This window comes from Lysinibacillus sp. NPDC097287 (genome assembly GCF_044761695.1).
Classification (GTDB): domain Bacteria; phylum Bacillota; class Bacilli; order Bacillales_A; family Planococcaceae; genus Lysinibacillus.
The window spans coordinates 185297-201369 of the sequence record NZ_JBIWCX010000003.1 but is presented as its reverse complement, the minus strand read 5'-3'; the positions used below and the strand labels follow the sequence as shown (position 1 = coordinate 201369).

The 16073-nt window shown below is 36.8% G+C and carries 14 protein-coding genes; 13 read left to right on the top strand and 1 reads right to left on the bottom strand.

The window, feature by feature from the left end; all coding sequences use genetic code 11:
- From pseC to prfB, 11 genes are all read left to right on the top strand, one after another.
- Window positions 1-1143, top strand: coding sequence for a UDP-4-amino-4,6-dideoxy-N-acetyl-beta-L-altrosamine transaminase (gene pseC / locus ACIQ2D_RS06415; RefSeq protein WP_402861139.1), 1143 nt, complete (start codon window positions 1-3; stop codon window positions 1141-1143).
- A gap of 353 nt (window positions 1144-1496) precedes the next feature.
- Window positions 1497-1688 (top strand): hypothetical protein, encoded by a 192-nt coding sequence (locus tag ACIQ2D_RS06410; protein ID WP_402861137.1) that lies wholly within the window; start codon window positions 1497-1499, stop codon window positions 1686-1688.
- A gap of 429 nt (window positions 1689-2117) precedes the next feature.
- Entirely contained in the window at window positions 2118-3194 is a 1077-nt protein-coding gene (locus ACIQ2D_RS06405) for a DUF2920 family protein (protein WP_402861134.1), read from the top strand.
- A 150-nt stretch (window positions 3195-3344) separates the two neighbouring features.
- Window positions 3345-3740, top strand: a complete 396-nt coding sequence (locus tag ACIQ2D_RS06400; RefSeq protein WP_402861131.1) for a flagellar protein FlaG — start codon at window positions 3345-3347, stop codon at window positions 3738-3740.
- 29 nt (window positions 3741-3769) lie between these two features.
- Window positions 3770-6145, top strand: a complete 2376-nt coding sequence (gene fliD, locus ACIQ2D_RS06395; RefSeq protein ID WP_402861128.1) for a flagellar filament capping protein FliD — start codon at window positions 3770-3772, stop codon at window positions 6143-6145.
- A 19-nt stretch (window positions 6146-6164) separates the two neighbouring features.
- Window positions 6165-6524, top strand: coding sequence for a flagellar protein FliT (gene fliT / locus ACIQ2D_RS06390; RefSeq protein WP_402861125.1), 360 nt, complete (start codon window positions 6165-6167; stop codon window positions 6522-6524).
- Window positions 6525-6657: 133 nt separating this feature from the next.
- Window positions 6658-7068, top strand: a complete 411-nt coding sequence (gene fliS, locus ACIQ2D_RS06385; protein ID WP_402861122.1) for a flagellar export chaperone FliS — start codon at window positions 6658-6660, stop codon at window positions 7066-7068.
- Window positions 7069-7386: 318 nt separating this feature from the next.
- Window positions 7387-7779: a PilZ domain-containing protein gene (locus ACIQ2D_RS06380; RefSeq protein ID WP_402861119.1), complete on the top strand. Its 393-nt coding sequence runs from the start codon at window positions 7387-7389 to the stop codon at window positions 7777-7779.
- A gap of 88 nt (window positions 7780-7867) precedes the next feature.
- A complete protein-coding gene (gene hpf / locus ACIQ2D_RS06375) occupies window positions 7868-8419 on the top strand; it encodes a ribosome hibernation-promoting factor, HPF/YfiA family (RefSeq protein ID WP_402861116.1) in 552 nt (183 codons plus the stop codon).
- Between the two features lie 132 nt (window positions 8420-8551).
- Window positions 8552-11062 carry a preprotein translocase subunit SecA gene (gene secA / locus ACIQ2D_RS06370; RefSeq protein WP_402861113.1) on the top strand — a complete coding sequence of 837 codons (2511 nt, stop codon included), beginning with the start codon at window positions 8552-8554 and terminating at the stop codon, window positions 11060-11062.
- Window positions 11063-11474: 412 nt separating this feature from the next.
- Window positions 11475-12576, top strand: a protein-coding gene (prfB, locus tag ACIQ2D_RS06365; RefSeq protein WP_402861678.1) for a peptide chain release factor 2 whose coding sequence is annotated in 2 segments (ribosomal slippage) — window positions 11475-11546 and window positions 11548-12576 — 1101 coding nt in all. Because the reading frame shifts where the segments join, the coding sequence is not laid out codon by codon here.
- Window positions 12577-12721: 145 nt separating this feature from the next.
- On the opposite strand, the gene ACIQ2D_RS06360 is transcribed toward prfB, so the two are convergent.
- Window positions 12722-13231, bottom strand: coding sequence for a competence protein ComK (locus ACIQ2D_RS06360; protein ID WP_402861110.1), 510 nt, complete (start codon window positions 13229-13231; stop codon window positions 12722-12724).
- Between the two features lie 226 nt (window positions 13232-13457).
- Between ACIQ2D_RS06360 and ACIQ2D_RS06355 the strand changes: the two genes are divergently transcribed.
- Entirely contained in the window at window positions 13458-13700 is a 243-nt protein-coding gene (locus ACIQ2D_RS06355) for an IDEAL domain-containing protein (protein WP_402861107.1), read from the top strand.
- A gap of 389 nt (window positions 13701-14089) precedes the next feature.
- On the top strand, window positions 14090-16069 hold the full coding sequence (uvrB, locus tag ACIQ2D_RS06350; RefSeq protein ID WP_402861104.1) for an excinuclease ABC subunit UvrB: 1980 nt from the start codon (window positions 14090-14092) through the stop codon (window positions 16067-16069).
- The last annotated feature ends 4 nt before the right edge of the window (window positions 16070-16073 follow it).

The window sequence follows — 16073 nt, the reverse complement described above, 5'->3', positions numbered from 1 at the left end:
ATGCAAAAATCAACTGAATTCATCTCTTACGGTTGTCAAAATCTTGATGAGGAAGATATTCAAGCGGTTATCGAAACTTTACGTTCTCCTTTTTTAACACAAGGTCCAAAAATTGCTGAATTCGAACAAGTAGTGGCGAATTACGTAGGTGCAAAATATGCAGTTGCGTTTTGCAATGGAACAGCAGCCCTACATGGTGCATGCTATGCAGCTGGGATTGGTGAGGGGGATGAGGTTATTACGTCCCCAATTACATTTGCTGCGAGCGCAAATTGTGTGCGCTACCAGGGTGGAACAGTAGTGTTTGCAGACATTGATCCTGTAACTTACAATATTTCACCAACTGAAATTGAAAAAAAATTCACGTCGAAAACGAAGGCAATTATTTCGGTTGATTTCACAGGACAGCCTGTCGATATTGACGCGATTATGAAAATTGCGCGTAAAAATAATCTTGTCGTAATCGAAGACGGTGCACATTCATTAGGTGCGGAATACAAAGGGCATAAAGTAGGGTCGCAGGCTGATATGACAATGTTTAGCTTTCATCCCGTGAAACCAGTAACTACAGCTGAAGGTGGTATCATTGTGACAAACAATAAGGACTACTATAAGAAATTACTCCAATTCCGCTCGCATGGTATTGAGGCAACGGATTATGCTGCTGAACAAGGTGGCTGGTATTACGAGATGGTCGACCTTGGTTACAATTATCGCATGACCGATATGCAGGCCGCACTAGGCGTTTCCCAGCTTAAGAAAATTGATGATTTTATTGCTCGTCGCCGTAAAATTGCTAAGATATATGATGAATCCTTTGCTGAGGTATCTGGAATTAAAACGCCTGCCCAGCTTTCAGAAACAGCTTCAGGCTGGCATCTTTATATTGTTCAACTAGAAGGTGTGGATCGCAAAAAAGTATTTGAAGCAATGCGTGAAGCGAATATTGGTGTGCATGTGCATTACATTCCAGTTTATTGGCACTCGTATTACGAAGAGCTTGGCTATGAGAAAGGTCTTTGTCCAGTAGCGGAGGCTTGGTATGAAAAAGCGCTGACATTGCCGTTACATCCAGGGTTAACTGATGAGCAAGTAAGCTATATTGTGGAAACCTTGTTAAAAAAGCTAGAAACTATAAAGTAGCGGTCGAAATTAATAGTAACAATGATTCGTATCAATATGCTTTGTACGATATGAGCTTTAAAAACAAGGGTATAGTCTAGAACTGTTAGCTTTCTTCGAACCACGCCTAAACAAGTTGCACGAATAGTGGAAGTAATTATTTGGTGAAAGTGAAGGGAAAGAACATAAAGGTTTTATCCTTCGACAGTTAATTACTCAACAGATTTGCATGCGATTGGTCAGTTTGTCCAAGAAGTTAGTCGTAGCATGTTTGAAACATTCATTTATTTCTAGAAAACGGAAGAAAATATTGAGATTCCATTTATTTCGGATAATCTAGATGGTTTTAAATTATTTAGCGGGATGTTCTTTAAATGAAGTGTATGCAGTATCCAAAGCTGGATGCATATCATGTTGGTTACTTGATGATATTCTTTATGAAAGCATGTATCATTAGTGCGAGCTTACTTGAAGTGAATCCATTTGATCAACCAGAAGTAGTGGCGGATAAAAAGAAAATGATTCAGTTATTGAAAGGCTCTAAAGTCGTATATGGACTTTTATGAATCATTCATGAATAAGCAAAAATATATGCTTGAAAACTATGTAGTGAATTATGTATTTAAAAACCTTTTTCCATATGACTATCTTATTTTAATCTTATTAAGCTGCATCTAATTGGTCTTGCTGCAAATGAACAAAAATTAACGAAAGAAATGGTAATTGTATATATACAGCAACTTGCAAAAGTTATTGAGCATAATCCTGCTTATTTAGAAGGTGTACGTGAGGGATTAGAAGCTTTGGGTTATGGGTATATGTTTGTGATGATTAGTAATTAAATCATGAGTATTATCTGTTTTTCGAATGAATTAATTGTTTGAGGAGATTAGAAAAAATAAAGCTTGATAATATACATCTTCCTTTTGAGGAGGATATATTTCCGAACAATTTATTTTGAATAGATAGATAAAAATTTAATAGGGGGCATTAAATTGGCGATCAATGAATCTATAAATATACCCGCACATCCCAATATATATAATGGATATAATAATCGGAATTTAAGAATTGATTTTTCAATTCCTGAAGCTGGAACGAATGAAGATACAGGGATTTTTGTTTTTGTACCAGGGTTTGGTGGACATATTGATTCCAATATTTATAAAAAAATGAGAGCTAGGTTTGCGGATAAATATAATACTGTAACGGTACAATGTGATTATTTTGGTAGTCGTTTTATGCAGGATACAGACTATTTTAGGTATAATTTGAATAATTTCGAGTCTCTATTAACAAAGGAAGATGTTGCTAACCTTAAAGAGAACCCTTCAAATTTCTTGACGGTAGTTAGTCAGTATGAAATAACAGTACCTGTTGTTGCAATAGTAGATGAAACTGTTAATGAATTTGTAGATATGAGTTATATGCAAGCAATCGATGTAGTAACAGCAATTGAGGCAGTTAAAATTATTTTACAGGAAAATCAATTAATGTTTAATGATACGAGAGTAATTGGCTATGGACAATCACAAGGAGCTTATTTACTCCATTTAGCAAATAAGCTAGCCCCCCATTTATTTGAGCGAATCATTGATAACGCAGCATGGGTACAGCCTGCTTATTTGAATTCTAATCGATACTTATATATTAAATATGGGCAAACAACTATATCTATGGAATTTGACTATATTGCGAAAAATTTACTAAAGGATAAAAAATCATTATCGCTTCATAATATATACAAGGATTTTAATAATGGAGCATATATTTATTCTTGTCTCGGAACAACAGATAATTTAGTAGAAGTACAGGATAAACAACATGCATTCAATAACTTGAGGTATGTAAACTTTGAAGTAATTGATCAAAGTAAAGTAGATGGAGTTATATTCAAATCAACTAATCACGGTTTGGATGCGAATTTTTTAGAGCTCGTGGAATATGCTTTAGTGAAAATGCCTAAGCATAAAAATCTAAATAAGCAACAAGTGAACTACATAGTTGAAAGTTCTCTGACACAAATCCGAGTAGACTATTCAAATGGGTTACCTATATTTTCTTTGATGTAAATACAAGTAAAGTAAGCGGAGGTTTATTACAAAAAATAAAAGGATTTCAGTTTTTTCTTGATGATTCAAAGAAAAACTGGAATTCTCTTTTTATTATCCGATATTATAAATAGTAAAACGCCTGTAATAGATTCAAGGAGGATGGAGAGCATGCGTATATCAAGCAATACGAATATTGATGTTGCAACGGCAAAGCCAAACGATATGTCGAATTCACTTGTCGCTGAGAAGGTAGTAAAGCAAGGAAGCGAGGCTACTAAAAAACAGATGATGGATGTAACGTCGGCAACACAAGTACAGCCAGCTGATAATAGCGAGGAAACGAAGGCAAAGGTTCAAGAGGCAGTCAATAAAATGAACGAAATGCTTGAAGTTAATCATAGCGCTTCTAAATTTATGTATCACGAAGGCCTAGAACGCTATTACGTAACAGTGGTAAATCGCGATACAGATGAAGTAGTAAAAGAAATTCCGCCGAAAAAGCTTTTAGATGCATTTTATGAAATGCAAAAAATGCTTGGCATGATTGTAGATGAAAAAATTTAAAACGGTTTAAAAATAAGGAGGAAAATAGTATGGTAATGCGAGTTGGAGGTTTAGCGTCCGGAATGGACATCGATGAGTTAGTAAAAAAATTAATGACTGCAGAGAGAGCACCTTTAGATAAGTTATTTCAAAAGAAAACAACATATGAATGGCAGCGTGAAGCCTATCGTAGTGTCAACACAAAGCTAAAAACATTTGATACGTATCTTTCAAAAAATTTATCGATAAAACCCTTGAATTCTAAGACAGCGACTAGCTCAAACTCAAATTTAGTTTCTGCCAAAGCAACAGGGAAGGCATCGGGTACTTTATCAATCGAGGGTGTTTCGCAATTAGCTAAAGCTGCGCGTTCAGTCGGGGAGCAAATTAACGCGACTGGCTCAACTAAAATGAGTTCAATTGCATCGGGTATAATTGAATTCAAAGCAATTAATGCAAATGGGAAGATGCCAGCAGACACAACAAAAATCGAAATTACTGCTGATATGACAGTGAACGATTTTGTCAAAAAGGTCAACGAAAGTAACGCTGGTGTATCGGCTGTATTTGAAAATGGTCGATTTTCTTTCACTGCTAAAAATACTGGTAAAGGTAATGTTGAAATTACCGGTAATGTAAGTGAAATGAAGCTAAAATCAGAAGCTGGTCAAAATGCCATTTTCCAAGTGAATGGCATTGCTACCGAGCGTGCATCAAACTCATTTGAAATGAATGGCTATAATGTAACATTAAAAGATACATTTAATAGCACACAAACGATTTCGGATAAATATAAAGCAGCGTTGACGGAATTAAAGAATGCTAAAAATGCAGATTTTACTGATTTAGCAAATAAAGTTACTGATGCAACAGGTGCATATAATACCGCAAAAAGTGCTTATGAATCTGAATATAATAAAGTCTTTTCAAATACCGAGTTAACTAAAGAACAACAAGAAGCCTATAACAAAATTAAAAACCCTAATTTATTGAAAAAGTTAAGTACAGGTGATACAGGTGATTTAGCTGCGATTCGAGGATCATCACCAGATATATCTTCTGATGTAGCATTCGCAGATTGGTTAAAAAAGGCTCCTTCTACTGAGGTTTCGGACGACTTAAAAGCTAAGTTATCAGGGGTTTCTCGTGAACAATTTACAACCTTAAAAACATTAAGTGATGATGATCTTAATAAAATGCAAAATGAAGCAAAGTTGAAAGAATATGAAACAATAGGTGCAGGCTTCTTAAATGGATTGAAATCAGGGGAAGTAACTAAAATCAAAAGTTTACTTGGGAAATCAGAAAAGGATTTTAATGCTGAGATTGCTAGCTTAAAAGAATCTACGGATGAGGCGGATCAAGCATTAGGTAAAAAATTAGGCGCATTAAGTAGTAATCAAAAGCAAGCCTTACGTCAATTAGAAAGTGATCAGCTAGATAGTTATAAAACGGTTGCCGAAGCTGAGGTAGATAAAGATTCAAAATTGAAATTAAAGAATACAGCAGAAGCTAATGAAACTGCTGCAATTAATCGCCGTACAAATGCAGAAGAGACATTTGTTAAAGCTGAGGCTGATGCAAAAGCAGCTGGAATTTTTAAATTGGATAGTAATAATGTTGAGGAAATTGACGGAAACGGTTATAAAATCATTGACGATGCTAAAGTAAATGCTGCACCGAAAGCACCGCCTATCACAATAACTTCTACTACAAACGTAGACGACATGATGAAAACAATTACGGACTTTGTGGACACGTATAACGCTTTAGTAAAAGATTTTACAGATCAAACGAAGGAATCTAAATACCGAGACTATAAACCGTTATCAGCTGAGCAAAAAAAGGACATGTCTGAGAATGAAATTAAGCTTTGGGAAGAAAAAGCGAAGAGCGGCTTACTCCGAAGTGATTCACTGATTCGAAATGGTCTAACGGATATGCGTTCTTTAGTGTACCAAACCAATCCAGGATTAAGCGACTCTAAATTTAATTCGTTATTTAATATCGGTATTACTACATCTAAGAAATACAATGAAGGCGGCACATTAGAAATTGATGTGGACAAATTGCGTAAAGCAATAGAAGAAGATCCGGATGCAGTTGAAAAGTTATTTAAAAATTCGGGTGGTAAAAAGGACGACGTTGTAGATGGTAAAGTAGTTGATACACGTGGCTATGTAGATAAATTGCGTGAATCAATGAAATCGTTTGAAATTTCTATTGAGAAAAAAGCCGGACGCTCGACAATGACAGATTCTGAATATTCAATTGGTAAGAGCTTAAAGGATACGGAAACTCGCATCAAAACATGGGAACGAAAATTAGAAATGGTCGAAGCGCGTTACTGGAAGCAGTTCTCAGCAATGGAATCAGCCATTAACAAGGCAAATTCACAATCGTCAATGTTCATGCAACAAGGATAGGAAATAGGTGGGTGCAAATATGAATACCGTACAAGATTTATTACAGGTGTCTGCAAAGTTATACCAACATTTAACGATCTTACCATCAGAGGACGAACGCGATGTGTTTATTGAAAAAGTTCATCAATATTTAGATGAACGAGGTGTGTTGGTTGAACAGTTACAGCAAGAGGGCTTTCAGGTGGATTTAACGAACAAGGCACATGCGACATTAGCAGAGCTAGATACAGGAATTAAAGAGCGCCTAGATAAAGTGATGAAGTCGATCCAAGCAGATATGAAAGATTTACAAAATGCGAAGAAAAATGAACAGCAATATTTGAATCCTTATGCAAACGTGCAAGTGATGGATGGACGTTATTATGATAAAAAGAATTAACAACAGCTTCACCAGTAATGGATGGTATGTATTACGGTAAAAAGAAATAAATTGTAATTCTTTATTCGCCTTTGTGAGTAAAATCGTTTAAACTAAAAGTAACTAAGTAATTCTTAAAAGGAGTTGTCTTTAATTGGCAGCAAATTTAACAGCACAAAACGCGTATAAACAAAATAGTGTCACAACAGCTTCACCTGGTGAATTAACACTAATGTTATATAACGGTTGCTTGAAGTTTTTGAATAAAGCAAAAGCAGCTATTCAAGAAAAGAATGTTCAAGAAAAGAATACGAATCTTCAAAAGTCACAAGCTATTATTGCTGAGTTAATGTCTACATTGAATATGGATATTGAGATATCTAAACAGATGTTACCATTATATGAATATATGAATCATCGTCTTGTAGAGGCGAATATTCAAAGTGATATTACTATTATTGAAGAAATTGAGGGATTAATGACGGAATTCCGTGATACATGGAAGGAAGTTCTTCGCATAAACCGCCAACAACAGTACGGAAGCGGAAATGAAGTACATGTATAAAATACGTGTTTTAGACAAATCATCTTGTTAATAACAAGATGATTTTTTTCTTTAATTTAAGTAGTTTTAAATACCTTATAGCAGACAGCTATATTGGGTCTTTATAACCTTTTATTTGTGATTGTTAGTTGGTTGATATTAGGTGTAAAAGGGAATTTGAGATAAGAACAAAAAGGCTTGTTATTGTTTCGTAATTTTGTATAATATAGGCACAAAATGTTCATGAAAACTGATACTTCCTTCTCTAGTTTAATTCTTTCTTTTTATGGATAATAATACTTAAGTAAAAAAAAGGGAATTTTCGCGGGGGTGTAGTTTATGTTTTTCAAACGTTCAGAAGGGTTTCGATATAAATTTGAGGAGCCGCTACAAACAACATTTACAATTGTTGAGAATGGAAAAGCAGAAGCAGGTGAAGCGGCAATAGGCGGAATTATTGATATTAGCCCTAGAGGAATTAAAATGTTCTCGACAGTGGATCTTAATGCTGGCAAAGCGATATGTCCTCAATTGGAAATACGATTTGTTATTGATTCACAAATAATTGTGGCCTATGGGGAAGTGATGTGGAGCCGCCCTTATATGAAAGGTAAGCAATATGGAATTTTCTTTAATAACCAAGCACCACTTGAAGATTTAATTGTCGAAGAACTAAAACTTCGTCGAAAAAAGGAAATAATGGCAGAAAAAAAGCTGAAAATTAATGCTTAATTTTTTTAAAAAATTTGTTTTTCTAGAAGGATTTCGCACACTTGTGTTGAAATATATAGTATAGGTAGTTATAGAAGGAGGAGTTTACATGCTAAACTTTAACATTCGCGGTGAAAACATTGAGGTAACTCCAGCAATTCGAGAATATGTAGAGAACAAAATCGAAAAAGTAGAGCGTTATTTTAATGAAGATGTTAACGCAAATGCAAATGTAAATTTAAGAATTTATAATGACAAACAAACAAAAGTAGAAGTAACCATTCCAATGAAAAATTTGACGCTTCGTGCAGAAGAACGTCATAATGATATGTATGCTGCAGTTGACTTAATTGTCGATAAATTAGAACGTCAAATTCGTAAACATAAAACAAAGGTGAATCGTAAATTCCGTGAGCGTGAAGGTGTAGGGCATTACTTTGCTACAACTCAGGCAGTGGGAGATACGCCCACAGATGAAGAAGAATACGCAATTGTGCGTACGAAGCAATTCGATTTAAAACCGATGGACCAAGAAGAAGCTGTTTTACAAATGAATATGTTAGGACATGATTTCTACATCTTCACTGATGCTGATTCGAATGGTACTAACATCGTTTACAAACGTAGCGATGGTAAGTATGGATTAATTGAAACAACTTAATATGCTCATAAAGCTCCCGCAAATGCGGGAGTTTTTTTGTGCCCTCACCTTTTGATAGAGGGACAGTTTGCATGAAGTTGTTAGACAATGGTAAAATGAAAGTTGAGACTATATAGGAAGTGAAAAAAATTCATGGCAAACCTATTAAATAAATTATTCGATTTCAACAAACGTGAGTTAAAACGATTAGAAAAAATAGCTGACCAGGTAGAAGCACTAGCTTCGCAGATGGAACAGCTTTCAGATGAACAATTACAAGCAAAAACAGAAGAATTTAAAAAGCGCTATGCAGATGGCGAAAGTTTAGAGTCTATTCGACCTGAAGCATTTGCGGTCAGCCGAGAAGCATCAAGACGTGTGCTTGGGATGTATCCATTCCGTGTGCAAATTATGGGTGCCGCTTCTCTGGATGAAGGTAATATTTCAGAGATGAAAACGGGTGAAGGTAAAACGCTAACGTCTACAATGGCGGTTTATTTAAACGCGATTACTGGTAAAGGTGTGCATGTTGTTACAGTCAATGAATACCTTGCTGGACGTGATGCTGAGGAAATGGGTCAACTGTATAATTTCTTAGGGTTAACAGTGGGCTTAAACTTAAACAGCCTATCCAAAGAAGAAAAACGTGCTGCCTATGAAGCTGATATTACGTATAGTACGAATAATGAATTAGGATTCGACTATTTACGCGATAATATGGTGCTTTATAAAGAAGAGCGTGTACAACGTCCATTACACTATGCTGTTATCGATGAGGTTGACTCGATTTTAATCGATGAAGCGCGTACTCCGTTAATTATTTCGGGGCAGGCTGGGAAATCAGCACAGTTGTATAAGCAGTCGAATGCATTTGTGCGCATGTTAAGTGCGGAAACAGACTACACGTATGAAGAATCGACAAAGGGTGTTACGTTAACGGATGCTGGTGTGGAAAAAGCGGAAAAAGCATTTGGGATCGATAACTTATTCGATTTAACACATGTACGTTTAAACCATGCGATTAACCAGTCATTAAAGGCACATGTAAGTATGCATAATGATGTTGATTACGTTGTACAAGATGGTGAAATCGTTATTGTTGATGGTTTCACAGGTCGTTTAATGAAAGGTCGTCGTTATTCTGATGGGCTTCACCAAGCAATTGAGGCTAAAGAAGGCGTAGATATTCAAAACGAATCGATGACAATGGCAACGATTACGTTCCAAAACTACTTCCGTATGTATGAAAAGCTTGCCGGTATGACGGGTACAGCGAAAACAGAGGAAGAGGAATTCCGCAATATTTACAATATGAGTGTTATTGCGATTCCAACAAATAAGCCAATTGCTCGTGATGATCGTCCTGATTTAATTTTCGCTTCAATGGAAGGGAAATATAAAGCTGTGGCTGCTGATATCGCGGAGCGCCATAAAGCTGGACAACCAGTTCTTGTGGGTACAGTTGCGATTGAGACTTCGGAAATTATTTCGAATTTATTAAATAAACATAAAATCCCGCATAACGTACTGAATGCGAAAAACCATGAGCGTGAGGCTGAAATTATCGCAACTGCTGGTGAAAAAGGTGCGGTAACGATTGCCACAAACATGGCTGGTCGTGGTACGGATATTAAGCCAGGTGAAGGTGTATTAGAAATTGGCGGTTTAGCAGTTATTGGTACAGAGCGTCATGAATCTCGCCGTATCGATAATCAGCTACGTGGTCGTTCTGGTCGACAAGGGAACCCAGGGGTAACGCAGTTTTATCTATCACTTGAAGATGAATTAATGCGCCGTTTTGGTTCTGATAATATGAAAGCAATGATGATGAAGCTTGGTATGGACGATTCACAGCCGCTTCAATCGAAAGTTGTATCGAAAGCTGTAGAATCGGCTCAAAAACGTGTTGAAGGTAATAACTTCGATGCACGTAAACGATTACTACAATATGACGATGTATTACGTCAACAACGTGAAATCATTTACAAAGAGCGTTATGAAGTGATTGAAACAGAAAACATGCGTGAGCTTGTTGAGTCAATGATTGCACAGTCAATTGATAATGTTGTTGGTCTTTATACGCAAGGTGAGCAAAGTGAGTGGAATCTAAAAGCAATTGAAGATTATGTTGCAGCAAACCTTCTAGATGAAGGTGTTGTAAAAGCAGCTGATTTACAAGGTAAATCTGTAGAGGAAATTACTAAGCTTATTTCAGACGCTGTCACTAGACGTTATGATGAAAAAGAAGAGGAATTGACACCAGAACGTATGCGTGAGTTCGAAAAAGTTATTTTACTTCGCTCAATCGATACGAAATGGATCGACCATATCGATGCAATGGATCAATTACGTCAAGGTATTCACCTACGTGCATACGGTCAAAATGACCCACTACGTGAGTATCAACAGGAAGGTTTTGCGATGTTTGAGGATATGGTAGCGTCTATCCGTGAAGACGTTGCGAAATATGCGATGAAAGCAGAAATTCGCAGCAACTTAGAGCGTGAGGAAGTTGCAAAAGGACAGGCTGTGAATCCTAAAGAGGACGGGGCACCTGCACCTAAAAAGCAACCTGTACGTAAAGCTGAAAATATTGGTCGAAATGACTTATGTCCTTGTGGTAGCGGCAAGAAATTTAAAAACTGCCACGGCACAGCACAATAAATAGAAATTCGCCTCGTCATGGGGCGATTTTTTTTATAGGGAGCTGTCCTAAAAGAAAAATAGTATGCTGAGAGTAGCTATTTTTTTGATATACAGGTGAAAATCCGCGTAGACTCCTGCTGGAATAGCACAAGAAGTTAGGCGCAACAAACCGCGCGTAGCAAGGGTTGCGACTTACGCTGTGCCCGCGAAAGCGAAGCGGATTTTTACCATATAGAAGGCCAGTTGTTCTGCTTTTAGGAACTTATTGGACATAGGTATACATGAGAGAATTAAAATGGTGTAGGATGATGTTATTTTATATGCCTTCAATGGAAAAAAGTATGTTTTCTACAATAAAAAAGCTATAATAAAGTGATACGGATTTCATTTTAAAGAAATCCACTAAAAATGTTCGGGGGATTTATACATGATTGAATTATCAGATGTACGTAATACGTTAGACACTACAGCCAAGAAATTGGTGGACTTCAGGGGGTCTCTTTGACTTAGAGAACAAAGAGGCACGTATTCAAGAATTAGATGAAATGATGCTAGAGCCAGGTTTCTGGGATGACCAACAAGGAGCACAAGTGGTGATCAATGAAGGGAATGGCTTAAAGGCAATCGTTAATGAGTATAAAGAGTTAGTGGATACACATGAAAATTTAGATATGACATTAGAGCTTTTGCGTGAAGAGCCAGATGAAGAATTGCAAGAAGAGCTTGGCAATGAGCTTGTAGAATTTAAACAAAAGATCGCTGATTTTGAGTTACAACTATTATTAAGTGGTCCTTATGATCAAAACAATGCGATTTTAGAATTACACCCAGGTGCGGGTGGTACCGAGTCACAAGACTGGGGTTCTATGCTGTTACGTATGTATACACGTTGGGCTGAAAAACGTGGTTTCAAAGTAGAAACAGTGGATTATCTTCCTGGTGATGAAGCGGGCATTAAGTCGGTTACGTTATCTATTAAAGGTCATAATGCATACGGTTATTTACAAGCTGAAAAGGGTGTACACCGTTTAGTGCGTATTTCACCGTTCGATTCGTCAGGTCGCCGTCATACATCGTTCGTATCTTGTGATGTAATGCCAGAATTTGATGATAATATTGAAGTTGATATTCGTACAGAGGATTTGAAAGTTGATACGTACCGTGCAACAGGTGCTGGTGGTCAGCATATTAATACGACCGATTCTGCCGTTCGTATTACGCATATTCCAACAGGGACAGTTGTGCAATGTCAGGCAGAACGTTCACAAATTAAAAACCGTGAAAAAGCGATGACGATGTTAAAAGGTAAACTATATCAATTAGAAATTGATAAACAACAAGCACAACTCGATGAAATTCGTGGTGAGCAAAAAGAAATTGGTTGGGGTTCACAAATTCGTTCTTACGTATTCCACCCATATTCAATGGTAAAAGATCATCGTACAAATGAAGAAACAGGGAATGTTAGTGCAGTAATGGATGGCGATGTAGATCCATTCATCAACGCATATTTACGTTCACGCATCGGATAATAGAAATGCCTCAGGAATTTCCTGAGGCTTTTTTTATCTTCATTTAGGTAGAAAACTTTTACCTCTATTGGTTGAGAGATAGAGGTGGGTTTAGTCTTGTTTTAGTGGATACCCAAGTGCCGACTGAATGAGGTGGAATTGTTATTCACTTAAATTCTTGAAAAGGCGAGTGATGTGATAACCTTTCTCGTTCCTCTACATAGTGTTTATAGAGCATCGAGGCGTTGACAAATTGCTTACTAATTGATGCGTATTTAACAGGGAGTTCGATTCGGACGCCATTAATTAATGTTAGAAGGCTACCAGATTCACTAGGAGTAATATTTTTAATGGCATGCAATCCAATCCAGATATTATGTTCAGAGTTTGGTGAATATGTTGGTAGAAATATACAAGGAAGTCCGAAATCATAGGCAACAACAATTGGTAGTTTATGTTGGTTTCCAAAGAAACGTCTAGCTGAATTTTTAGCAGCTTCATAGGTTGTACCGAGAGAAAGACAAGATTTTCGAATGACATGCATCGGCTTACGAGTCACGATTAACTCATTGTGTTTGTCAATTACACATGTGAAAATTTTTGATTCGTGTTTTATTGGTTGCAATAAATACGTATTAAATGACATTAAATAAGCATTAACATATTTGTTTGACATAGCATTTCCTCCTTATTTCTGAATGTAATACTAAGAATAACGGTAAAATGTAAAATTAGATAATTGCCTATTTAACGAATTTTACTAAGAAAATTAACCAAATAATGTAGGATTATTCAGTTGATATTTTCGGAAAATTCGGTAAATGGAATGTTTTTTAGTTAATTGTACATTGCAATTTAATTTTAATTTTCTTATAATTTAGAAAAGGATCGAGGTGAGATCGTTGGATAAATATTATTCGTACACAGATTTTTTGAGAGCTGTCGGTCAGTCGGAAAAGGTTAATGAGGCAGAAAAATTATTGAACGAGATTTATTTAGATTTATTTTTAAATCGTATCCAGCGTACGTATCGTGAAGAACAACTGACTGTTCTGATAGATAAAGCACTCGATGAAAAAGATGAACACTCTTTTCATCTTTATGCAAGCGAACTTGATGAGTTACACCAAGTTGCGAGTGAATAATATGACAAACCCGTTCTTCTGTAATAGGAGAGCGGGTTTTTTCATGGGATATGTTGAGGAAAGACTTGGTTTGTCGTAGTTGTGATCCGAAGAGCCAGGGAGTAATTCGCTTACAAAAACTACGACACCCAAACGGAGAAATTTTTATCCATGGATTCTATAACAAAATAGCAGAGGATAAAATATGTATTTGCAAGACGAAACCAGTATTTTTAACTATTTTCTAGGCAAAAAGCTATGAGACCTAGTGTATTTGTCGACACTAGGATAAATGATTACTCTCCCACTTTTCTTGCGCTCAATCGAAACGTACGTTCGTTAAATGTTCGATATTTTAATACTGCTATGCTAGAATAAATGTATGAGTTAAACGGAAAGGATGGGGAAATGTGGAGCAATTTGATTTACAATCATCGTATCAGCCCAATGGTGACCAGCCAAAAGCCATTGCAGAGCTTGTTGCAGGTGTAAATGCAGGTAAACGCCATCAAACTTTACTTGGTGCAACAGGTACGGGTAAAACTTTTACGATTTCAAATGTTATTCAGCAAGTGAAAAAGCCAACACTAATAATGGCACATAATAAAACACTTGCGGGTCAACTATATAGCGAGTTTAAAGAATTTTTCCCGAATAATGCAGTTGAATATTTTGTTAGTTACTATGATTACTTTCAACCAGAGGCTTATGTACCGCAAACAGATACGTATATCGAAAAAGATTCGAGTATCAATGATGAAATTGATAAACTGCGCCACTCTGCAACTTCCGCCCTATTTGAGCGTGAGGATGTTATTATCATTGCCTCTGTATCATGTATCTATGGTTTAGGTTCGCCGGAGGAATATCGTGAGATGGTCGTCTCTATTCGGACGGGTATGGAGATTGAACGCAATCAGTTATTACGAAAACTAGTAGATGTTCAGTACGAGCGCAATGATGTAAGTTTTACCCGCGGGACATTTCGTGTTCGCGGAGATGTTGTAGAAATTTTTCCAGCCTCGCGTGATGAACACTGTATTCGAGTTGAGTTTTTCGGTGATGAAGTTGATCGCATTCGTGAGGTGAATGCGTTAACAGGTGAGATTTTGGCAGAACGTGATCATGTAGCGATTTTCCCAGCATCCCACTTCGTTACCCGAGAAGAAAAAATGTTAAAAGCCATTGAAAATATTGAAAAAGAATTAGAGGAAAGACTCGCCTTACTACGTTCGGAAGATAAGTTATTAGAGGCACAGCGCTTAGAGCAACGAACACGCTATGATTTAGAAATGATGCGTGAAATGGGCTTTTGTTCAGGTATCGAAAACTATTCGCGTCATCTAACTTTACGCGAAGCAGGGGCAACACCTTACACATTAATTGACTATTTCCCTGATGATTTTCTACTTGTTGTGGATGAAAGCCATGTGACGCTGCCGCAAGTACGTGGTATGTATAATGGTGACCAGGCGCGTAAAGGTGTCCTTGTTGAGCATGGTTTTCGCTTGCCATCCGCACTGGATAACCGTCCATTAAGATTTGAGGAGTTTGAGAATCATATTCATCAAGCCATTTATGTGTCAGCAACTCCAGGGCCATATGAAATAGAGCATACACCTGAAATGGTAGAACAAATTATTCGTCCGACAGGTTTACTCGATCCAATTATTGAAGTACGCCCAATTGAAGGACAAATTGATAATTTAATCGATGAAATACAAGACCGTATTACGCGTAATGAGCGAGTACTTGTGACGACATTAACGAAGAAAATGTCGGAAGATTTAAGTGCTTATTTGAAGGAAATGGGCTTAAAAGTGGAATACTTACATTCAGAAATTAAAACACTGGAACGTATCGAGATTATTCGAGAGCTTCGCAAAGGTACATATGATGTACTAATTGGCATCAATTTATTGCGTGAAGGTCTAGATATTCCAGAAGTGTCACTGGTGGCGATCTTAGATGCAGATAAGGAAGGATTCCTTCGTTCTGAGCGTTCGCTGATTCAAACTATTGGACGGGCAGCGCGTAATTCTAATGGGCGTGTGATTATGTATGCCGATAAGATGACCGATTCGATGAAAAAAGCAATTGATGAAACAAAACGTCGTCGTACATTGCAAATGGCATACAACGAAGAACATGGGATTACACCAACTACCATTGTTAAGAAAATTCCAGATATTATACGTGCAACACAAGTAGCGGAGGAAGATGAAACTTATGTTACAAAAATAACAAAAGGTAAGAAATTAACGAAGGCTGAGAAAGAGAAGTTACTTGCTTCTCTTGAAGTAGAAATGAAGGAAGCAGCGAAGGCACTTGATTTTGAGCGTGCAGCTGAACTTCGTGATACCATCTTTGAATTGAAGGCAGAAGGGTGATTTT